We start from the raw sequence: 19,925 nt of genomic DNA on the forward strand, positions 1-19,925 counted from the left end.
AAAGCAGCTTTCCGCCTTCCTCGCGCTGCCTTTGTGGTCAGGCAGCAGCGGTCGCAGGTTTGCGATTGTGCTCGACGTCATAGAGGAGGCCACCTTTTCGGGTGTAGACGGCCCAGGTGATAATGAGGCAGCTCACATAGAAGATCAGGAATGCCCACAGAGCTGCTTCCGGTCCGCCCGTCATACTGATGGACGTGCCGTAGCCTTTCGGAATGAAGAAGGCGCCAAAAGCAGCAATGGCCGATGTGAAGCCAGTAATGGCAGCGGATTCCTTGCTGGCTTCCAGACGACGTTCTTCGGCGCTTGCTTTGGGCATCAGGCGGTCCATTTCCTTCGACATGATCGCAGGGATCATCTGGAAGGTGGAGGCATTGCCGATACCTGTTGCGAAGAACAGCAGAACGAAGGAAGCGAAGAAGCCGCTGAATGCATAAGGCTGATCCTTGATGCCGACGAACCAGAGCACGCCGCTCACGCCGATCATCATAAGGATGAAAGCCCAGATAGTTACGCGTCCGCCGCCATATTTATCGGCAAGCCAGCCCGAGCCCGAACGCGACAGCGCACCGACCAAAGGTCCAAGGAATGCGTAATGCAGCGCATTAACTTCCGGGAACAGAATGTTGGTCAGGAGCGGGAAGCCAGCCGAATAGCCGATGAAGGAGCCGAATGTACCGGTATAGAGCCAGCACATCAGCCAGTTATGCTTGCGGCGGAAAATGACAGCCTGATCCGCAAAGGATGCCTTTGCCGATGCTATATCATTCATGCCGAACCAGTTGGCAAAGGCAGTGATCACGATGAAAGGCACAAAGAAGAAGCCAGCATTCTGCAACCAGAGCGGCGAGCTGCCAGCTTCGGTGGCCACAAAAGCCGGATCCCCACCAAGCTTGCCGAAGATGCCAGCGGTAATAACCAGCGGAACGACAAACTGTACGACACTGACACCAAGATTGCCGAGGCCTGCATTGAGGGCTGCCGCATTGCCTTTTTCCGCCTTGGGGAAGAAGAAGGAAATGTTTGACATGGAGGAGGCGAAGTTGCCGCCACCAAAACCGCAGAACAGAGCGAGCAGCAGGAACACGAAGTAAGGCGTATTCGGATTTTGCACCGCATAGCCAATGCCGATGGCCGGAATAACCAGCGACCACGTGGTCAGTGTGGTCCAGAGACGACCGCCGAAAATCGGCACCATGAAAGAATAGAAGATGCGCAGCGTTGCGCCCGAAATGCCGGGAAGTGCTGCAAGCCAGAACAACTCGTCCGTGGTGAACTTGAAGCCAACCAGCGGCAGCTTTGCAACGACCACCGACCAGACCTGCCAGATCGCAAATGACAGCAAGAGCGCTGGAATAGAAAGCCAGAGATTGCGCTTGGCAATATGCTTGCCTTTCTGTTCCCAGAAGGTCTTGTCTTCCGGTTCCCATTCAGTCAGCACGGCATCGCTCTTGCGGGCTGGCTTGACTTCAGCCTTTTTCAAGCCCTGCAGTTCTGCGAAAGCTGGAAGTTCCTCCGTTGCCTTGTCCTGTACTGCGCGTTCCATCTGGCGGATCGAAACATGCATCCAGGCAAACGAGACTGCAACGATGACGAACAGCAGCATGAAGCAGCTTGTCCATAGACCTGTGAGATCAAGCAGAACACCAAACAGGATCGGCAGGATGAAGCCGCCGAGGCCACCGATCATGCCGACGAGACCGCCGACCGCGCCAACATTGTCGGGATAATAAACCGGGATGTGCTTGAAGACCGCAGCCTTGCCCAGCGCCATGAAGAAGCCGAGGATAAACACGGAAACCGTGAAGCCGACCACGCCCATTTCTGCCGTGAAACGCAGCGGACCATTATCGCTCTGGATGATGTATTCCGTTGGTGGGTAAGAGAGAATGAAGGTGGCGACGAGAGCGACGAGGAAGGTCCAGTACATGACCTTGCGCGCACCATAAACGTCAGACAGATGGCCGCCATAAGCGCGGAAAAGACTTGCCGGGATAGAGAAAAAAGCTGCGATCATACCGGCATAGCGAATATCGACGCCATAAACATGGATCAGATATTGCGGCAGCCACAGCGCCAGCGCCACGAACGCACCGAAAACAAAGAAGTAATAGAGCGAGAAGCGCCAGACCTGAATATTCTTGAGCGGTTCGAGTTCCAGAAGCGTGCTGACGGGCTTTTCACCCGTGCGCTTGCGCTCAAGCAGAACCGGATCATCGCTGGTGGTAAAATAGAAGATCAGCGCCATGACGACCATCGCCGCTGCCCATATTTCGGCAACTGCATGCCATCCAAGCGCAACCATGACCATCGGTGCGAAAAATTTCGTGACGGCCGAGCCGACATTACCGGCGCCAAAAATACCAAGGGCCGTGCCCTGTTTTTCCGGCGGATACCAGCGCGAGACATAAGCAACGCCAACCGAGAATGAACCGCCCGCAACACCAACGCCCAGCGCTGCAATCAGCATCTGAGGATAGGTCGTTGCATAGGTCAGGAAATAGGTGGCGACAGCTGAGATCAGCATGGTCAGCGTAAAAATCGCGCGTCCGCCGTAGCGGTCCGCCCAAATGCCGAGAATGACACGGATCAGCGATCCCGTAAGGATCGGGGTGCCAACCAGCAAGCCGAACTGCGTTTCACTCAGACCGAGATCAGCGCGGATCTGTATGCCAATGATTGCAAAAATGGTCCAAACGGCGAAGCAGACTGTAAAGGCAATCGTGCTCATCGTCAGAGCAGTAGTCTGCTTACGGTGGGAAGCCCCCGGGACGTGTGGCATAGGCGTACTCCGAATTGAATACCATGGAAGGTTTCGTTTGCACTTATGCGGCGTCTGTCTGTTGAATACATTGATTAGGATCAATATTTGATAATCAATCAAGGGTTTTTGTAGTTAATAGTCATCATATGCTGAAAATAGATTTAGTTTTATGACACAATTGATAAAATAATACTTGATGATTGATATTTATCAAGACTTTTGCTATAATAAAACTAGAGATGAAAGGTAAGGTTTTAATGCGCGATGAGGATATCCTGGTTCTAAAGACGCTTCCGCTCTTTCTTGGAATGCGGGATAAGACTTTTGAGTTCCTCATAGCTCCCAGCTTTGCGCAATCCTTTCCGCCGCGAACCACCTTGATTGAAGAAAATCAGCCGTCTGATTTTCTCTTTGTCGTGCTCGATGGACTGGTGCTTATGTCTGCCCGCTCCGAAGAAGGTGAAACGGCACTGGAAGTTCTGCGCTCAGGTGATGTTTTCATCCTGGCTGCGTCGTTAAACAATGATGTGTGTTTGCAAAGCGCACAGACATTGACCGCCGCGCGCGTGTTGATGATCCCGTCATCGCTTGTTCGCTCCATGATGAGCGAAGATTCAGGCTTCATGCAGGCTATCGTTTTCGAGCTGGCGCGGTCTTACCGACGGCTTGTAAAAGAGCTGAAGACGCAGAAATTACGCAATAGTGTCCAGCGGTTAGCCAACTGGATCGTTAAGGAATCGCTCGCCAATAACGGAACGGATGTCGTTACCATTCCTTATGAAAAACGCATCCTGGCGGCCTATCTCGGCATGACGCCGGAGAACCTGTCGCGCAGCTTTGCCAACCTTGGCGCACATGGTGTGAGTGTGCAGGCATCAGCCGTTAAAATTATCGACTATGACAAACTTCTGGCATTTGCATCACCCTCGCCCCTGATCGATAAGGAAGAGCCGGTGCGAGGGACTGACCAAAGTCTCTGATCGTGCTGATCGAAAACTATCCCGCCAGCATTCGATAGATTGCGGGCAAAGCAATCGGCAATTTCGCGAGCTTTTCAACCATTGCAAAGCCCCCGTGGCCGAAGAGAGCAGGCAGATAAGCATTTGCCTCGCGGTCAACCGTCACGGCAAAAACGTTGACGCCTTTGGCACGCGCTTCATTTGCCGCCCGTCGGGTATCTTCCAGTGCAAAGCGCCCCTCGTAATGATCGACATCATTCGGCTTGCCATCGGTTAGCAGCAGCAGAAGTTTCTTGCGATTGTGCTGCTCGGTTAACTTTGCCGTGGCGTGACGCATGGCGGTACCCATACGCGTATAAAAACCCGGCTTGAGCGCAGCGATGCGATGCTCAACAGTCGGACTGAAAGCCTCGTCGAAATCTTTCACCGTTTCAACACGCACCCATGAGCGTCGCCGCGACGTGAAGGTCAGGATCGAACAGCGATCACCGCAGGCAGCGATGCCATTGGCCAGAACCAGCAACGCTTCCTTTTCCACATCAAGCACCCGACGGTTATCCACCCAGGCATCAGTGGAAAGCGAGACATCGACAAGGATCGTCACCGCCAGATCATTGGCCTGAGGACGGCTCATCAAATGCACACGTTCGCTGCCCTGCCCACCGGCTGCAAAATCACAACGCGAGCGCACCACGGCATCAAGATCAAGATCATTACCGTCGAGTTGTGCGCGCATCATTTCGCGTCCGGGTCGCAAAACTTCAAACTGACGCCGGACCTTTCGTACAAGGCTACGCGCCTCGTCATCCAGTTTAAGCGCGTCATCGTGATCCTGCACAGGTGCCATCAGCACACTACAATGATCCTGCAAATAGGTCGCTTTGCGATAATCCCATTCAGGATAGGTCAGCTTGGCGGTAAGCATACTGTGGTCGACCGCCTCTGGTGGGAGATCGAGGTCAAAGCGAAAGCGTGACGCGGGTCTGCCCTTGCGCTCGCCCAGTGTCAGATCATCGAGCTCGTCAGCCGACTTTGCATTCTGCTCGTCGCTGTCATCCGAAGGCCGATCAACACTGACCATTTCCGCCATGGCGAGAATTTTCTCAAAGCGATTGAGAATGAATGGGCTTCTATCAGCAAATCGCGGATCTTGCTGCTCGCGCTGCGCTATCTGGCGGCCTGTTTCCGAACCTTCGGCCCGGGAGTCGCGCACGGGTTCATCTTCTGCGTTCCGCGATGCTGTTTCATCGCGACGGATCAACCCCGGCCAAAGCGGCACCGGAAGGAGCGGCAGATAGCCCGCAGGCGCGCGATGGGGGAAAATCGTTGCAAGGCTGAAGTCAGGCAGCCCGGCCCCTTCTTTCAACAAGGAAAGAACCCGGTCTTCGACAAGCTGTTCGAGTTGATTAAGCCGTCTATTTGGCCGTGCATCCAGCACCGCATCGCAGAGCCGCGCATAGCGATCTTCAAGCCCCGGAAACAATTGGCAGGCTTTTGCCGCCGTTACTGCAGCCATATCGAGCGCCGCGAGGTCGCGGCGCAACGGGTCATCAGGAACAGCACTCATATCAGTGGGCATGATCGCCATGTAGCCCGCGAGCCAGACATAGAGATCGTAATTCAGTGTGCGATCAGGAAAGAGCGCAATCTCGGGCGGCAACATCAGCGTTGCTTCATCGCGCAAAGGGTGGCTGAGTTTTTCCTCCCCCAGAGCCATACGCTGCCGCAAGCCAAGCCGATGCCCGGAAGTTCTTGCGCGTGCTGGCGCAATCTGCACCGCAACATCGCCGCCAAAACCACGGAAGCAGATGGCAAGCCTCTGGCGAATGTCGGTAAGCCTTACCGCTTGGTCGGGATATTGCGGCCAAGATCCCGTCTTACCGATAAGCCGATGCCAGGCCCGGCCAACGGTTTCTTCAAGCTCCAGAAAATCCAGCATGACATACCCGCCTATTTCAACATCGCATCGGCGATTTCAAGCAATGCTGCCTTCACATCCGGCTCGTCGGTCAGCGGCTCGATCATGGCGGCACGAGCAGCGTCACGCTGTGACATGCCGGCGTCTATCAACGACGCGCAGTAAACCAGCAGACGTGTGGAAACGCCTTCTTCCAGATCATGTCCTTTCAGACCGCGCAGACGATGAGCGAGCGCCACAAGCGGCGCAACCTTATGGGCATCAAGTCCGCTTTCAGCGCTCACCACCGCAATTTCCTGATCCTTGGGCAGGAAATCAAATTCGATAGCCACAAAACGCTGGCGTGTGCTTGGCTTCAGTGACTTAAGCAGGTTCTGGTAGCCGGGATTATAAGAAACAACGAGCATGAAATGCTCTGGCGCTTCGAGCAGTTCGCCGGTGCGCTCAAGCGGCAGAACGCGACGATCATCAGTCAGTGGATGCAGAACCACAGCCACGTCCTTGCGTGCCTCAACAATCTCGTCGAGATAGCAAATGCCACCCTCGCGCACCGCACGGGTTAATGGCCCATCAACCCAATGCGTATCCCCGCCTTTTAAAAGATAGCGGCCAGTCAGATCAGCTGCTGCGAGATCGTCATGACAGGAAACGGTTGAGAGCGGCAGACCAAGCTTCGTTGCCATATGGCTTACGAAGCGTGTCTTTCCGCAGCCAGTCGGACCTTTAAGAAGCAATGGCAGCTTTCGTTTCCATGCCATTTCAAACAAAGCGCATTCATTGCCGGATGGGCTGTAAGCGGGGATCGATGAATCGATGATTTCAACGTTCTTGAGAATGCTGTTCATGGCCGTCTTCCTTTGGTCAAAGCATTTCCGGCAAAAGTGCGAAGCGGTTTTGCGTGAGGAAAATGCGTGAAAACAAATGATTAGAGCGGCTATAGCTATTCAGTCGTAATTGGAGCCGCTCTAAGTGAAGAAGCCTCGCCCGAAGGCGAGGCTTTCGTGTCGATCATTCAGCGGGCTGTACAAAGCCAGATGCGTTTTCCCGGCTTTCCTTGCCTGGAACGAGCATCGCCCAAATGAACATGAAGGCAGAGATTACGACCACGACGCCGGAACCCAGACGTATCCAGTAAAACAGTGCCAGCTGGTCCTGCACGACCATGAAACTTTCGCCCAGTACACGCTGCAGATGGGTCTGCACCACGCCTGCGAAAGTAAGTGCGAAGGTCATGACAGACATCGCCGTACACATCGCCCAGAAGCTCACCATGGAAAGCATTTGGTTATATGGCGCACGTCCGCGCAGTTCGGGGATGGCATAGGCCATGACTGCAAGGTTGAGCATGACATAGGCCCCGAAGAAGGCGAGGTGGCCATGGGCTGCTGTCAGCTGTGTGCCATGGGTGTAATAGTTGACGGACGACAGTGTGTGCAGAAAGCCCCATACGCCTGCACCGAAGAATGCCATCACCGAGCAACCGATCGACCAGAGCAATGCGGCACGGTTTGGATGTTTGCGACCGGCCTTCCATGTCATCACGAAAGTAAAGATGACCATGGTGAAGAACGGAGCGACTTCCAGCGTCGAGAACAGCGAGCCGATCCACTGCCAATAACCAGGAGCACCAATCCAGTAATAGTGATGACCAGTGCCTAGAATGCCTGAGAACAGGGCCAGACCAACGATCACATAGAGCCATTTTTCAACGACTTCACGGTCGATACCATTGAGCTTAATCATCAGGAAGGCGAGGATCGAAGCCATAATCAGCTCCCACACACCTTCAACCCAGAGATGGATCACATACCACCAATAAAGCTTGTCGATGGCGAGATTGACCGGGTTATAGAAGGCGAAGAGGAAGAACAGAGACAATCCCCACAGACCGAACAACAGAATGTTTGTGACGGTTGTCTTGCGGCCCTTCAAGGCGGTCATGGTAATGTTGAACATGAACATCAGACAGACGACGAGAATGCCGACCTTGATGATGAAGGGCTGTTCAAGAAACTCACGACCTTCATGGATTTTGAAGAGATAACCCACAACGGCAACGCCTGCGGCAACGAAAAACATCCAGAACTGGATGACAGCAAGCTTGGTGCTATAAAGTTCGGTTTCTGTCTCTTCAGGCAAGAGATAATAGGTTGAACCCATGAAGCCCATCAGCAACCAGACGATCAGCGCATTGGTGTGGATCATGCGGACGATGTTGAAGGGCAAAAGCTCGGAGAGCGTGTTGGGCAGGACATAGATCGTACCGGCGAGAACACCGAATGCGACCTGTGCTACGAACAGGACGAGCGCTCCATAAAAATAGAGCATCGCAACCTTTTGGCTTTTATATTTCATATCATAAAACTCCGTTCATCCCGCGCCTCAGCCTGCCTCATTTGGTGGCCAGTCCTGCGTCTTGATGCGGCTTGTCCATTCGAGGAAATCAGCCAGATCGTTGAGTTCCTGTTCGCTCAGGTTGAACTGCGGCATCTGACGACGGCCCTCGATTCCGGTAGGCTGCGCCTGCATCCAGGCTTTCATCGTTTCACGAGCGCCTTCCGGGTCTTCTTCGCCCCCCCAACGCTTCCAGACATTGCCCAGCTCGGGCGCGAAATAGGCGCCCTCACCCAGCAACGTATGGCAATTGATGCAGGAGTTTTTCTCCCAGATGTGTTTGCCGCGCGCGACTGCATCAGTGAGCGTCGATTCATCCGTGGATGTGGTTTTCATGTAGTAATGGCTGTGCGCCGTCAGTCCCACGAAGATCGCGAAAAAGAATATGGAACCGCCGTAGAAGACGTTTCGGGCGCCGGTCTTGGTTAGGCGTTCTGCCATCCCCTTCGTCCTTTCATTGGCCGAAGGCAGAGCCTCGGCATTCAGAGCGCATTTCGATCAGAATGAACCAGATCAGCGCTCTAAATATTTGTTTTAACGCGCATCTTTTCCCGAAAGACGTTTCACACTTCTCGGGATGCGCTCTGATCCCCCGTCGATTATGCGGCTCGTCAAACCCCTCACCAGCATCACGGGACTTCATCCTTCTATCGGGCAGGCGAAAGACGTCTTTGCGTTTTGGCAAAGACCACAGCTGTTCTTCAAAGCAGGAAGCGCACTGCGACAGAACGCGCCAGCGCAAGTGTGAGCAAAGCGGCGGGCCACGCGAGCAAGGCAGGCTTGAGCCCGCCTTTGGTGCCGCGCATTTCCATAAAGTCCAGGATGACGAACCAGCCTTTTGCAAAGGCGAGAATCAGCACCACCACAATCGCCATCAACCGTCCATGGCTGAGACTGGCAATCAGCGCGCCAGTGAGCGCAAGAACAAGCAGAATGAAAAGCGTGCGATTTAAAGACATGCGACCTTTGTGTGTCATTCATTGCCTCACGCAAGATAGAGGACTGGGAACATCACCAGCCATACGAGATCGATGGCGTGCCAAAGAGTGGTGATGAGCAGAACATTGGAAGCGGATGGCCGCCATGCGACCAGCGCCAGAATGATCGATCCAAACAGCACATGCATGAGGTGAAAGCCGGTGAGGAGAAAGTAGAGCTCGAAAAATGCGCCTGCCGCTTCATCGCCGACAAACTGCATTTCATGCGAGTATTCGATGAATTTGACGGCGACAAAAATCAGGCCAAAAAACGCCGCGCACAGCAGCGGATTTCGTGCCTTCTTCCCGTTATGTCGTCGCCGCACAGCTATTGCTGCCTGCCAGCCGCTCATTAGCAAGACAATTGTGTTGGTCGCCGCCAGACCCGGGCTGAGATGCGCCCGCAATTGGGCAACACCTGCAATATCGATGATCGACATCACCAGAAAGGCAATCAGCAAAATTGCAAAGGTGATGAGTTCACTCCAGACGAGAATCCAAAGCAGGAGGTTTTCCCCCGGCTCATCATCCGAAATCGTCGCCGCAAAGGCTGTATCTTCCGTTCCAAGCATGGGTCATGCCTAGACTGAGCGGCCATGCCGTTCTTTGCGTTTTGGCAAAGAAAAATCGCGACCGCATATGCATTATGCATTTTCAGAGCAAAGGAATATTTCAATGACAGATGCACAGATCGGGCTCATGGTTGCTACCCCCGCCATTATCGGCTTCTCGCTCGTTCTTTACCGCATGGGCGCTTTGCAGGGTGCCGGTACGTTGTCGGCCGTTGCAGCATCCATTGTGATCGCCATCGTGCTATTCTTTGGCCAATAGATGAAACCGGACATGACAGCTGGCTCCCCTCTTCATGCATCCGACATCATTAGGCTGGAAACACACCACAATGCCTTGCTTGAACTGTGCCTGCAGCTCGAAGAAGCTGCGGAAGATGTAACGACCGGTACCGAGACAGCGTTCGATTATCAAACACTCGCCAAAGCAATTCCTGCGCTTCTTTCAGAAGCACATTTGCTGGAAGAGACAGTGCTGTTTCCGGATTTCGACCATCATGCCGGATCGGGCTTTGCAACGGTCGTTATTGAGCGGTTGAAGGCTGAACACCGCTGCGACCGGCTTTCCGCCGAAGAGCTTGCAGGGTTGCTGCAAGCCGTGTCTGAAGGACAATGCCAACTCGCAGCCGATACGGTGGCCTATATGATCCGCGGCTTTCTCGAGAGCTTGCGCCGCCACATCCTCTCTGAAAATCTGATGCTGGAAGCCTTGCTTGCCGCCAAATCGGAAAAGCGGGAAGTGTTTGGATAAGTGACTGCTCAAATTGTCTTTTAGTATTTCCAGCAAAAGAGCGAAGCGGTTTTGCGTCGGATAATGCGTACAAACAAACAGTTACAGTGGTTCCAACGTTCTTTCTTAACTGGAACCGCTGCAACTGTCCGCATCCGTACAGGACAATTGCCCATCGGGGCCGGTACAATTGCAACCAAGATCACGCAGCAATCCGTCTTTAAGTCCGTAAATCCAACCATGGATAGCAATGCTCTTTCCCTCCTTCCATGCCGATTGCAAAACGGGGGTTCGGGAAAGGCTTTGTACTTGAGAAACGACTGTCAGCTCACAAAGTCTGTTCAACCGCTCTTCCGGCTCCGTTATGGCCTCCAGTTCGGTTTCTGATGCCTGCGCGATATCGCGAACAGGCTGCAACCAATGATCGATTATCCCGTGACGATACCCATCCATGGCTGCACGCACGCCACCGCAACCGTAATGACCGCAAACGATGATGTGTTTGATCTCCAGCGTTTCCACCGCAAATTCAAGCACGGAAAGCAGATTGAGATCAGCACGATGAACAAGGTTGGCGACGTTGCGATGGACGAAAACTTCCCCCGGCTGCAAACCCGTTACAACGTTGGCGGGTACACGGCTATCGGAGCAGCCGATCCACAGGTATTCCGGTCGCTGCATGGCAGACAACCGCCTGAAATAATCAGGGTCTTCCCGCTCTCTTTCCGCAGCCCATTGCCGGTTATGATCGAAGAGATCTGATATCATCCGCAAGTTTCACCTCAGAAATCGTGGTTCAGTGAACATTTCCAGGATCTGCATCATAGTGGAGCATGAACATATCATAATTGATCCAGAACAAGGCTGTTCTGCCTGAGAGCCATTATTTGTCATCTTGTTTGAGATGCAACAAAGCAGCTTCGCATCGATCAGATTAGAAAAGCTCTCATGATGGCGCTGGCTGTCGTCATCATCTTTCGACAATGACGGCCTGGGAAAATTATAATGCCAATCGAACCAGTTTCAGCAAATCCAGTCATCGACGTGCGCACCATTCCGCCTATTACGCGACATGCGACGATCTTTTCCATGATCGATACGCTGGAGCCAGGCGATGCGCTGGAGATCGTCAACGATCACGATCCGGTACCTTTGCGTCGCCAGCTGGAAACGCGGAATCCCGATGAGTTTTCCTGGGTCTATAAAGAGAACGGCCCTATCTGGCGTGTCGAAATTGCACGACGCAAGATCCATGGTTCAGACCATGAATGCACTTGCGGCAATCACTAAGCTGTTCTTCATCAAGGTTTGAGATGATCGGTGCCGCGCTTTCCCGCTGGACTTTGTCCTATTTTGCAGCCTCCCTCGCCTTCCTCATAATCGGGGTCGGAATGATGGCAGGCGGCTTTGGCTACCCGTTCCACGGAATTCGGGCACCGGAAACTCTCATTCTCGTCCATATCATCGCCATTGGCTGGCTGGCACTGCTGATGAGCGGTGCGCTGCTACAATTTGTGCCGGTTCTGGTTGCAAAGCCGCTTTGGGGCAGTTCCGCACAACTACCAGCCCTTCTGCTGCTGCTTTCGGGTCTAATCGGATTGCTTTTGGGCTTCGCAGGCATGGCCGGATTGCTTGAAGATACAATTGCGCTGCTTCCCATATCCGGACTGCTTTTGATCGCAGGCTTTTCGCTGATCGTTCTGATGCTTGGTGTGACCATCTGGAAAGCACGGCCGATTTCATTGCCAACGCGTTTTGTGGCCGTCGGCATTGGCTGCCTGCTGATCGTTGCCAGTCTTGGCGGGCTTTATACTTTCGTGCTGTCCGGAGCGACGGAGCAGATAATTGCTCTTGAAATCGCCGGATCAACTGTCTCTATCCATGCAGCGCTAGCACTTGGCGGCTGGATGACTTTCACCGCGATGGGTGTGAGCTATCGATTGCTCACCATGTTCATGCTTTCGCCAGACAGCAACACGAAACGAACCAGGCTTCTATGGTGGCTCGGTCTAGCCGCACTGACGATCCTCAGCTTTAGCATCACAGTTTTTGCATTCGGCATCGGTCAGCCAGCGATTGCGCTATCTATCGCACTTGTTCCGGCTATTGCCTGTATTGCTCTTTATGCTCTCGACGTGCGTGCAATCTATCGCCAACGCAAACGCAAGGCGATCGAACTAAACAGCATGGCCAGTATTTCAGCCTTTGCTGCATTGCTGATTTCCATGCTGCTTGCCCTGACGATGCTCTGGACCGGTGTGACAGACCAGATGGTCGCAGCACTCGTTTATCTTTTCGTCTTTGGCTGGCTTTCAGGCCTCAGCCTCGCGCAGCTTTACAAGATCGTTCCGTTTCTCACCTGGCTCGAATGCTATGGCCCTGTCATGGGCCGCGTGCAGACGCCGCGTGTTCAGGACATGGTGCGCGAGCAGAATGCGCGGCACTGGTTCATCCTTTATTATGGGAGCGTTTGGTTCTGCACATTGGCCCTGATCTTCAACCATCTGACTATTTTCAGACTGTCATCTGCACTCAACCTTATCGCCATTCTGGCTTTGAGCGTTCACTTCTTCCGCGCCCGGCGGCTTCTGGACGTACCAACCAATCTGCGCCTGCCCAATGGCGTGATCCTGCCCAACCTTATTCATGCCGGTGCGCCCGTGCTTAAAGCGCGCCGCGTTTTATCGCAGCCGGGCGACACGCTTTAAGTCTTCGTTTTTACGCATGTCGATATCGGAAAACCGGTTCCCACTTTTCCGCGACACGCTTTAGGAGGTCGAAATGACATTATCCATTCAGGAAATCGCCCATCGTGAGCTGGACGTGCGTCCCTTGCTCAAAAGTGGCGTAGAGCCGTTTCAGGCAATCATGGATGCCGCGGAAAATCTGCTGCCCGGCCAGAGTCTTCTGCTTGTAACACCCTTCAAACCGGTTCCGCTTTTTGCCGTGATGGAACGCAAAGGGTTTCGTGCAGAGCCGCAACCGATCGGTGACGGCGACTGGCAAACGCTGTTTTCTCCAACGCAGGACGCGGTGCCAGAAATCCAGCTGTCGAACAATGTAAGTTCGCCCGATATCTGGCCTGAACCTTCGCATTATCTCGATTGCTCAGACATGCAACCACCTGAGCCAATGGTTCATATACTGGCAGAACTCGAACGCATGACGCGCGGCGACGTTTTGTTTGCTTTGCTGCACCGCGAACCACTTTTCCTGTTTCCAGAGCTTGAACGGCGAGGCCATGAATGGGTCGGCAACTTCGATGAAACAGGCAGCGCCTATCGCATCATGATCCGTGTTGGTGAAGTGTGAGGACAAAACCATGCACTGCGAAAAAGATGCTCAACTCGAATATGCGATCCTTAATGCACTGCGGCTGATCCTCGATCCAGAGCTGGGCGTTAATCTGGTTGATCTGGGGATGATCTATCACATCGAGATCGTATCCGGCGAGCTGGTCAACGTTCAGATGACCACGACCACACCCGGCTGTCCTGCTGCGGGATTTCTCATCCAAGCCGTGCAAACTTGCGTGGGAGCGGTCGAGGGCGTCTCACGCGCCAATGTCGAGCTGACATATGAGCCCGCATGGATACCAGAGATGGCACTGCCGGAAGTACAAGCCCGTTTCACTGGCCTGTCCTTATAGAAAGCATGACCCCAACCGCTTCGCGAAGACCAGCGATTGAAATTTATCAATCGCTGGTTTTACTTTTGACAACACGCTCAGGCTGTAATCGTCCTTTGTGCTATCGCAAATAAGCCCTTAAAAACTTGGTTCATTTCACATAAAGCATTGTAAATAAACGATAATTATTTCATCGATTTATGGTCCATGTTGATTGCGGTCAAGGAAGGAACCTCCCCGATCTCCTATAGATAAAACGACAGAGCAAAGAGCGCTCGGTCCTATCGTATAGGAGAGAATCGATGGCAGACCAGATGCAGATCAACCGCCGCACGATACTGGCAGGAGCAGCACTCGCTGGTGCGTTAGCCCCGGTGCTTGCGACAACATCCGCCTGGGGTAATGGCGCAATCCGGAAGGCCAGTGCAGCGGAAATTGCAGCACTACCCCGGCAGAAAGTGGAACTGGTGAACCCGCCATTCGTCCACGCTCACAGCCAGGCCGCAGAGGGTGGGCCGAAGGTTGTCGAATTTACGATGGTGATCGAAGAAAAGAAGATCGTCATTGATGATGCGGGGACTGAAGTTCATGCCATGGCTTTCAATGGCACCGTTCCCGGCCCGCTGATGGTGGTGCATCAGGACGATTATGTTGAGCTGACACTCATCAATCCTGAAACCAACACGCTCATGCACAACATCGATTTCCATGCGGCAACCGGCGCATTGGGTGGCGGTGGGCTTACCGAAATCAACCCCGGTGAGAAGACGGTCCTTCGCTTCAAGGCCACCAAGCCCGGCGTTTTCGTCTACCACTGCGCACCTCCAGGAATGGTTCCTTGGCACGTTGTCTCGGGTATGAATGGGGCGATCATGGTGTTGCCGCGCGACGGACTGCACGATGGCAAGGGTAACAAGCTTTCTTATGACAAGATCTATTATGTCGGCGAGCAGGACTTCTATGTGCCTCGCGATGAAGCTGGTCAGTATAAGAAATACGACGCTCCAGGCGATGCATATGAAGACACTGTGAAGGTGATGCGTACCCTGACACCGACCCATGTTGTCTTTAACGGTGCAGTCGGTGCATTGACCGGTGACAAGGCAATGACCGCCAAGGTCGGCGAGAAGGTGTTGATCGTTCACTCGCAAGCCAATCGCGATACGAGACCTCACCTCATCGGCGGACATGGCGACTATGTCTGGGCAACTGGCAAGCTCAACACGCCGCCAGATCTCGATCAGGAAACCTGGTTCATTCCGGGCGGAGCCGCGGCAGCAGCCTTCTACACATTCCAGCAACCCGGCATCTATGCCTATGTGAACCACAATCTGATCGAAGCCTTTGAACTGGGTGCAGCCGCGCACTTCAAAGTCACCGGCGAATGGAATGATGATCTGATGACGTCGGTTCTGGCCCCGTCTGGGATGTAACGAAAGACTGAAAACTTCTTTGGTGATTGTCGAATAAGGAAAGGCTCGGAGCCGTATCTATTGAACGACACGGCTCCGTGACATCAAATGACCAAAGGTAATAAGAAGAAGCGCCTTCGGGAGTTGGCCGTGGCTGTGCCCGCTGTCTTGCTGGCGGTGGTTGCGGGTCTGTTTGTGGTCCATGCCGCAGGACGCGCAGAGCGCAGCTCTCGGGATACCCAATTTGAGCACCCGCAGACCATCGTCGTTGCACCGCGCAGCATGACTTATCGCGCTGATGGCGACTTTCAAAAGAACAATTATCCGGTGGATGCACCACTGACGACGCGCAAACTCGCGCAATCCTTTGAGATTATGAAATATCAGGTCAGCGCATCCGACTATGAGCGCTGCATCGCCGATGGTGGCTGCCAACCGGCGGAAGCGTTACCGCATAATCGAAACGGATTGGGCGCCAATGCACCCATTGTCGGCGTGAGCTACGATGATGCGGAAAACTATGCCAAATGGTTATCGCAAAAGACCGGTGAAATCTGGCATTTGCCGACCGACGAGCAATGGGCTTTTGCTGCCGGTTCACGCTTTACCGATACCGCTCTGGGCATTGAGGACGATGCCGCATCCAACCCCGCTTTAAGATGGCTCAAGGACTATGAGCAGCAGAGCGCGCGCAAACTCGAGCGTAGCCCTGAAGTCCGTTCTGCAGGTGCATTTGGTGAAAACGAACTTGGTATCGCCGACGTTGCCGGCAATGTATGGGAATGGACACAGACCTGTCATCGCCGTGTGAATATCGATGCCTATGGCAAGATCGTTGCCGAAACACCTGTCTGCGGCGTCTATGTGGTCAATGGCAAGCACCGTGCCGCCATGAGCTCTTTCATCCGCAACCCCAAGACAGGCGGCTGTAGCGTCGGTGTGCCACCCGACAATCTGGGCTTTCGTCTGGTTCGTGACGGTCGCTGGTATGCGGTCGTGCTGAAACGGCTGAAAGAATTCTCAATATGATGGTTTACGCTTGAATGCCCTATTTTATGCCCCCGAGACTATCCCTTATTCCTCTTGCTGTGCTAAAGCGACGAAGGGGATTTTTAGTAGGGGATGCGTGATGGCCACGATAGATCGCGGGCTTGTCAGAAAACTATCGTTGTTCGCAAAGATGAGCGATGACGAGCTGGACAAGCTTGTGTCTTACGCCTCAACGCGGCGTGTCGTTCCGGGCGAAACCATTTTTGAACAGGGCGATGACGCCGTCCTGTTCTTTCTGCTGCTTCACGGTCGCCTCAAGGTTAATCAGGTAACTCCCGACGGACAGCAGATCATCGTTCGCATGGTCCATCCCGGCGATCTATTCGGCTTCGCCAAGGCTTTGCAACGCAGCGACTATCCCGGCACGGCAATGGCGGTAGCCGAAAGCATTGTTCTGGCCTGGCCAACAGAGCTTTGGGACTATTTCGTCGAACAGAATCCCGGCCTTGCGATGAACGCGATCCAGACAATTGGCAAGCGGCTTGAAGAAGCCCATACCCGAATTCGCGAGATGTCGACTGAGGAAGTTGAGCGTCGTGTGGCACATGCCGTTCTGCGTCTCGCCCGGCAAGCGGGTAAGAAGGAAGAAGACGGCATCCGCATCGACTTCCCCATCACCCGTCAGGATATCGCCGAAATGACGGGAACAACGCTGCATACGGTTTCGCGTATTCTCAGCAACTGGGAAGGTCAGGGCTTCGTTCGCGGCGGCCGTCAGAAACTTACCGTCATCAGCATGGCTGGCATCAAACGTCTTGCCGACGGCAACCCATAAGCTGCGGACTGATCGATTTTTTCATGCGAATGCTCGTTACGAGCGGTCATTCGCATCTTTTGCTTTGACGATCCCGCAATTGTCCAAACACGCCGCAAATCATCAAGACCCTGAACACGCACGCCTGTAGATCGGATGGCAGATCAGAGCTTCAAAGCGAATGCATTTGAAGCCGGGTCCAGTCCTCTCCTCCCAAGCAAAAGGATCTACGGCCATGACTACGAACTTCATCGAAACCAAAGACGGCACCAAGATTTTCTATAAGGACTGGGGCACAGGTCAGCCAATCCTGTTCTCGCATGGCTGGCCGCTTTCGGGCGATGCGTGGAGCGTGCAGATGCTATTTTTCGCTGAGAAAGGCTACCGCGTTATCGCGCATGATCGTCGCGGTCATGGACGTTCCGATCAGCCATGGAATGGCAACAACATGGATCAATATGCCGATGACCTTGCAGAGCTGATCGAAAAGCTCGACCTCAAGGATGTGATCCTTGTCGGCCATTCGACGGGCGGTGGCGAAGTCGCTCACTATATCGGTCGTCACGGTAATAGCCGCGTTGCAAAAGCCGTGCTGGTTGGTGCCGTTCCGCCATTGATGCTCAAGACCGCAAATAATCCCGAAGGCACGCCGATTGAAGTCTTCGACGGCATTCGCAAGGGCACCCGCTCCGACCGCTCGCAGTTCTTCAAGGATTTGACGCTGCCATTTTATGGCTTCAACCGCGAAGGCGCCAAGGTCAATGAAGGCCTGCGCGAGAACTTCTGGCTGCAGGGCATGGTCGGTTCGATCAAGGGGCTGTATGACTGCGTTCGCGAGTTCTCGGAAGTCGATTACACGGATGATCTGAAAAAGATCGAAGTGCCGACGCTGGTGATCCACGGCGATGACGATCAGATCGTGCCGATTGCAGCCGCGGGCGAAAAGACCGCCAAAATCGTGAAAAATGCAACGCTCAAGGTTTATCCCGGCGCGCCGCATGGTTTGGCGGAGACCGAAGCCGACAAGTTCAACGCTGACGTTCTGGAATTCATCCAGTCGTAATTTCGGCTCGAAATCGGGGCGGGACGGCGAGCGGAACTCCTCTTGCCGTTTTCGCTTTTGTGATCGCGATGACATATCCAAATGACATCGAAATATGCAAGATTATCGTTCGTGGCTCATACAGTATGCATTTGTGCAAAGCTGGAAAGGCAATCCGCCATGACTAAGAAACCTCGCTTGCTTGAAGAGCGCGTGCGTGACGGTCTTGATACGCTGCCTGAACCAGTCGACCTGCCGGTTGACTGGCTGAGCTGCCATGATTTTCCACGCCCTTCATTGAAGTCTGCCTCAGGGCGCGCCCCGGAATCCCCCTGCTCTCAAACCGACAACACGCATTTACGAACGAAAGGACCATCATCATGACTGATAATGTAAAATCCCGTCGCTCTGCCTCTCTCAAGACACCGAGCGGTTTTTCGGAAGAAGCCGTGAAGGAAATTTCCGGCGGCATCACCGCTCTGCTCGCAGATGTGTTTGCCATTTATCTCAAGACCAAGAATTTCCATTGGCACATGTCTGGCGCGCATTTCCGCGATTATCATCTTCTGCTGGATGAACAGGGCGATCAGATTTTTGCCATCACCGACGATCTGGCAGAACGCGCCCGCAAGCTTGGTGGCAACACACTGCGCTCCATCGGCGATATTTCGCGCCACCAGCGCATTCTCGATAATGATGCCGAGTTTGTGCATCCGCATGAAATGCTCGCCGAGCTGCGCGACGACAACAAGGCACTTGTTGAAAGTATGCGGGTGCTGCACGAGCTTTGCGACGAATATGGCGATGTGGCGACCGCAAGCCTGCTCGAAAACTGGATCGACGAAGGCGAACGCCGCGTCTGGTTCCTGTTTGAAACGCTGCGTGGCACAAACGGCTGATCGCAGGATCAGTCACACAAAAGAAGGGGCCGTCGGCCCCTTTTTTCGTTTGTGCGCGAGGTGAAGCACAAACCCACTCACCCTATACCCAAGTATAGAGTAGCAAAAACTCAGGTGTATGGTTTTGCACTCATAGTACGGTTTCGTACAGCGCCGCATCATCCCAAAATCCTCCCATATCCAACGCAGTTCAACGATTTTACGGGAGATCGATGATGTCACATTTCGCAACGCCAGTTGACCACAAGCAGCCACGCCTTCCCCTCGACAAGTTCGCAAGCGAGACATCAATCAAGGTCTCGGCCCTGTTGTTGAATGCCGTAAAGCTTCTCGAAGAAGATGAGACAATCGCTATCGATCTGGTCAATCAGGCTTCAAGCCTGCTCGGCACACGCATGGTTGACGGCAATGATGTGGCGGATCGGATCGTTGTCGGCGGACTGGCGCCCTGGCAGATCAAGCGTGTGTGCCGCTTTATCGATGAGCGCATTTCCTACACGATTTCGCTTGATGAAATGGCGCGTCAGGTCAAGCTCAGCACCAGCTATTTCTCGGCAGCCTTCAAAAACAGCTTTGGCGTTTCACCACATAATTATGTGATTAAGCGCCGTGTCGAATTTGCCAAGGACAAGATGCTTAACAGTAACGCGCCTCTCTGCGAAATCGCGCTTGATTGCGGCCTTTCCGATCAGGCTCACCTGTCGCGCGTGTTCCGCCGGATCACCGGTACGACACCAAGCGCATGGCGCCGTTATCAGACACGTCCGAATATCGGGGCGAATGTCGGGGCAAATGTTAGGGCGAAACTTGCAGTCGCGGAAATCTACTGAGG

General features: G+C 53.7%; 22 protein-coding genes. 14 read left to right on the top strand and 8 right to left on the bottom strand.

Translation table 11 applies throughout. The annotated features are described in order from the left end of the window. Positions 1-37: 37 nt before the first annotated feature. Positions 38-2,779 (bottom strand): nitrate/nitrite transporter, encoded by a 2,742-nt coding sequence (locus CEV34_RS18995; RefSeq protein ID WP_094544233.1) that lies wholly within the window; start codon positions 2,777-2,779, stop codon positions 38-40. A 239-nt stretch (positions 2,780-3,018) separates the two neighbouring features. On the opposite strand from CEV34_RS18995, the gene CEV34_RS19000 reads away from it, so the two are divergent. Beyond that, positions 3,019-3,741, top strand: coding sequence for a cyclic nucleotide-binding domain-containing protein (locus CEV34_RS19000; protein ID WP_064321289.1), 723 nt, complete (start codon positions 3,019-3,021; stop codon positions 3,739-3,741). 16 nt (positions 3,742-3,757) lie between these two features. On the opposite strand, the gene CEV34_RS19005 is transcribed toward CEV34_RS19000, so the two are convergent. From CEV34_RS19005 to CEV34_RS19030, 6 genes are all read right to left on the bottom strand, one after another. Further along, a complete protein-coding gene (locus CEV34_RS19005) occupies positions 3,758-5,659 on the bottom strand; it encodes a nitric oxide reductase activation protein NorD (RefSeq protein WP_094544234.1) in 1,902 nt (633 codons plus the stop codon). An 11-nt stretch (positions 5,660-5,670) separates the two neighbouring features. Then, positions 5,671-6,483, bottom strand: coding sequence for a CbbQ/NirQ/NorQ/GpvN family protein (locus CEV34_RS19010; RefSeq protein ID WP_094544235.1), 813 nt, complete (start codon positions 6,481-6,483; stop codon positions 5,671-5,673). A 163-nt stretch (positions 6,484-6,646) separates the two neighbouring features. After that, a complete protein-coding gene (locus CEV34_RS19015) occupies positions 6,647-7,993 on the bottom strand; it encodes a nitric-oxide reductase large subunit (protein WP_094544236.1) in 1,347 nt (448 codons plus the stop codon). A 27-nt stretch (positions 7,994-8,020) separates the two neighbouring features. After that, a complete protein-coding gene (locus CEV34_RS19020) occupies positions 8,021-8,473 on the bottom strand; it encodes a c-type cytochrome (protein ID WP_064321292.1) in 453 nt (150 codons plus the stop codon). Positions 8,474-8,733: 260 nt separating this feature from the next. Further along, positions 8,734-9,009 (bottom strand): cytochrome C oxidase subunit IV family protein, encoded by a 276-nt coding sequence (locus CEV34_RS19025; RefSeq protein ID WP_007877568.1) that lies wholly within the window; start codon positions 9,007-9,009, stop codon positions 8,734-8,736. 8 nt (positions 9,010-9,017) lie between these two features. Continuing rightward, entirely contained in the window at positions 9,018-9,581 is a 564-nt protein-coding gene (locus tag CEV34_RS19030) for a cytochrome c oxidase subunit 3 (protein ID WP_094544237.1), read from the bottom strand. A 103-nt stretch (positions 9,582-9,684) separates the two neighbouring features. Between CEV34_RS19030 and CEV34_RS27110 the strand changes: the two genes are divergently transcribed. Together CEV34_RS27110 and CEV34_RS19040 are read left to right on the top strand one after the other, a co-directional pair. Next, the gene (locus CEV34_RS27110) at positions 9,685-9,840 is read left to right on the top strand and encodes a hypothetical protein (RefSeq protein ID WP_007877560.1); all 156 of its coding nucleotides are present in this window, start codon (positions 9,685-9,687) and stop codon (positions 9,838-9,840) included. A gap of 12 nt (positions 9,841-9,852) precedes the next feature. Then, positions 9,853-10,329: a hemerythrin domain-containing protein gene (locus CEV34_RS19040; protein WP_094544238.1), complete on the top strand. Its 477-nt coding sequence runs from the start codon at positions 9,853-9,855 to the stop codon at positions 10,327-10,329. 105 nt (positions 10,330-10,434) lie between these two features. Here the strand turns inward: CEV34_RS19040 and can are convergent, their stop codons facing one another. Then, positions 10,435-11,076, bottom strand: coding sequence for a carbonate dehydratase (can, locus tag CEV34_RS19045; protein ID WP_039860342.1), 642 nt, complete (start codon positions 11,074-11,076; stop codon positions 10,435-10,437). A 237-nt stretch (positions 11,077-11,313) separates the two neighbouring features. Here can and CEV34_RS19050 point away from each other — a divergent pair, with 237 nt between their 5' ends. The 11 genes from CEV34_RS19050 (at position 11,314) to CEV34_RS19095 (ending at position 19,923) form a co-directional block, all read left to right on the top strand. Next, entirely contained in the window at positions 11,314-11,598 is a 285-nt protein-coding gene (locus tag CEV34_RS19050) for a DUF2249 domain-containing protein (RefSeq protein WP_064321297.1), read from the top strand. Between the two features lie 23 nt (positions 11,599-11,621). Then, complete coding sequence (locus tag CEV34_RS19055) at positions 11,622-13,016, top strand: hypothetical protein (protein ID WP_094544239.1); 1,395 nt, start codon at positions 11,622-11,624, stop codon at positions 13,014-13,016. Between the two features lie 73 nt (positions 13,017-13,089). After that, entirely contained in the window at positions 13,090-13,620 is a 531-nt protein-coding gene (locus CEV34_RS19060; protein WP_094544240.1) for a DUF2249 domain-containing protein, read from the top strand. Positions 13,621-13,630: 10 nt separating this feature from the next. Continuing rightward, positions 13,631-13,957, top strand: coding sequence for a metal-sulfur cluster assembly factor (locus CEV34_RS19065; protein ID WP_094544241.1), 327 nt, complete (start codon positions 13,631-13,633; stop codon positions 13,955-13,957). Positions 13,958-14,238: 281 nt separating this feature from the next. After that, complete coding sequence (nirK, locus tag CEV34_RS19070; RefSeq protein WP_094544242.1) at positions 14,239-15,369, top strand: copper-containing nitrite reductase; 1,131 nt, start codon at positions 14,239-14,241, stop codon at positions 15,367-15,369. A gap of 87 nt (positions 15,370-15,456) precedes the next feature. Further along, positions 15,457-16,377 (top strand): SUMF1/EgtB/PvdO family nonheme iron enzyme, encoded by a 921-nt coding sequence (locus CEV34_RS19075; protein WP_094544243.1) that lies wholly within the window; start codon positions 15,457-15,459, stop codon positions 16,375-16,377. Positions 16,378-16,477: 100 nt separating this feature from the next. Further along, positions 16,478-17,173, top strand: a complete 696-nt coding sequence (locus CEV34_RS19080; protein WP_007877544.1) for a Crp/Fnr family transcriptional regulator — start codon at positions 16,478-16,480, stop codon at positions 17,171-17,173. Positions 17,174-17,387: 214 nt separating this feature from the next. Beyond that, positions 17,388-18,215, top strand: a complete 828-nt coding sequence (locus CEV34_RS19085) for an alpha/beta fold hydrolase (RefSeq protein ID WP_007877543.1) — start codon at positions 17,388-17,390, stop codon at positions 18,213-18,215. A gap of 159 nt (positions 18,216-18,374) precedes the next feature. Further along, positions 18,375-18,578, top strand: coding sequence for a hypothetical protein (locus CEV34_RS26815; RefSeq protein ID WP_143853444.1), 204 nt, complete (start codon positions 18,375-18,377; stop codon positions 18,576-18,578). Beyond that, on the top strand, positions 18,575-19,093 hold the full coding sequence (locus tag CEV34_RS19090; RefSeq protein ID WP_007877542.1) for a Dps family protein: 519 nt from the start codon (positions 18,575-18,577) through the stop codon (positions 19,091-19,093). The genes CEV34_RS26815 and CEV34_RS19090 overlap by 4 nt, the downstream gene beginning before the upstream one ends. A 212-nt stretch (positions 19,094-19,305) precedes the next feature. Continuing rightward, positions 19,306-19,923 (top strand): helix-turn-helix domain-containing protein, encoded by a 618-nt coding sequence (locus tag CEV34_RS19095; RefSeq protein ID WP_235819108.1) that lies wholly within the window; start codon positions 19,306-19,308, stop codon positions 19,921-19,923. Positions 19,924-19,925: the final 2 nt, after the last annotated feature.

It is taken from the genome of Brucella pseudogrignonensis (assembly GCF_002252525.1).
GTDB lineage: Bacteria > Pseudomonadota > Alphaproteobacteria > Rhizobiales > Rhizobiaceae > Brucella > Brucella pseudogrignonensis.

Bases quoted from the DNA above. Each gene is read 5' to 3' on its own strand.
- CEV34_RS18995 (WP_094544233.1), bottom strand. From the start codon at position 2,779: ATGCCACACGTCCCGGGGGCTTCCCACCGTAAGCAGACTACTGCTCTG.
- CEV34_RS19000 (WP_064321289.1), top strand. From the start codon at position 3,019: ATGCGCGATGAGGATATCCTGGTTCTAAAGACGCTTCCGCTCTTTCTT.
- CEV34_RS19005 (WP_094544234.1), bottom strand. From the start codon at position 5,659: ATGCTGGATTTTCTGGAGCTTGAAGAAACCGTTGGCCGGGCCTGGCAT.
- CEV34_RS19010 (WP_094544235.1), bottom strand. From the start codon at position 6,483: ATGAACAGCATTCTCAAGAACGTTGAAATCATCGATTCATCGATCCCC.
- CEV34_RS19015 (WP_094544236.1), bottom strand. From the start codon at position 7,993: ATGAAATATAAAAGCCAAAAGGTTGCGATGCTCTATTTTTATGGAGCG.
- CEV34_RS19020 (WP_064321292.1), bottom strand. From the start codon at position 8,473: ATGGCAGAACGCCTAACCAAGACCGGCGCCCGAAACGTCTTCTACGGC.
- CEV34_RS19025 (WP_007877568.1), bottom strand. From the start codon at position 9,009: ATGACACACAAAGGTCGCATGTCTTTAAATCGCACGCTTTTCATTCTG.
- CEV34_RS19030 (WP_094544237.1), bottom strand. From the start codon at position 9,581: ATGCTTGGAACGGAAGATACAGCCTTTGCGGCGACGATTTCGGATGAT.
- CEV34_RS27110 (WP_007877560.1), top strand. From the start codon at position 9,685: ATGACAGATGCACAGATCGGGCTCATGGTTGCTACCCCCGCCATTATC.
- CEV34_RS19040 (WP_094544238.1), top strand. From the start codon at position 9,853: ATGACAGCTGGCTCCCCTCTTCATGCATCCGACATCATTAGGCTGGAA.
- can (WP_039860342.1), bottom strand. From the start codon at position 11,076: ATGATATCAGATCTCTTCGATCATAACCGGCAATGGGCTGCGGAAAGA.
- CEV34_RS19050 (WP_064321297.1), top strand. From the start codon at position 11,314: ATGCCAATCGAACCAGTTTCAGCAAATCCAGTCATCGACGTGCGCACC.
- CEV34_RS19055 (WP_094544239.1), top strand. From the start codon at position 11,622: ATGATCGGTGCCGCGCTTTCCCGCTGGACTTTGTCCTATTTTGCAGCC.
- CEV34_RS19060 (WP_094544240.1), top strand. From the start codon at position 13,090: ATGACATTATCCATTCAGGAAATCGCCCATCGTGAGCTGGACGTGCGT.
- CEV34_RS19065 (WP_094544241.1), top strand. From the start codon at position 13,631: ATGCACTGCGAAAAAGATGCTCAACTCGAATATGCGATCCTTAATGCA.
- nirK (WP_094544242.1), top strand. From the start codon at position 14,239: ATGGCAGACCAGATGCAGATCAACCGCCGCACGATACTGGCAGGAGCA.
- CEV34_RS19075 (WP_094544243.1), top strand. From the start codon at position 15,457: ATGACCAAAGGTAATAAGAAGAAGCGCCTTCGGGAGTTGGCCGTGGCT.
- CEV34_RS19080 (WP_007877544.1), top strand. From the start codon at position 16,478: ATGGCCACGATAGATCGCGGGCTTGTCAGAAAACTATCGTTGTTCGCA.
- CEV34_RS19085 (WP_007877543.1), top strand. From the start codon at position 17,388: ATGACTACGAACTTCATCGAAACCAAAGACGGCACCAAGATTTTCTAT.
- CEV34_RS26815 (WP_143853444.1), top strand. From the start codon at position 18,375: ATGACTAAGAAACCTCGCTTGCTTGAAGAGCGCGTGCGTGACGGTCTT.
- CEV34_RS19090 (WP_007877542.1), top strand. From the start codon at position 18,575: ATGACTGATAATGTAAAATCCCGTCGCTCTGCCTCTCTCAAGACACCG.
- CEV34_RS19095 (WP_235819108.1), top strand. From the start codon at position 19,306: ATGATGTCACATTTCGCAACGCCAGTTGACCACAAGCAGCCACGCCTT.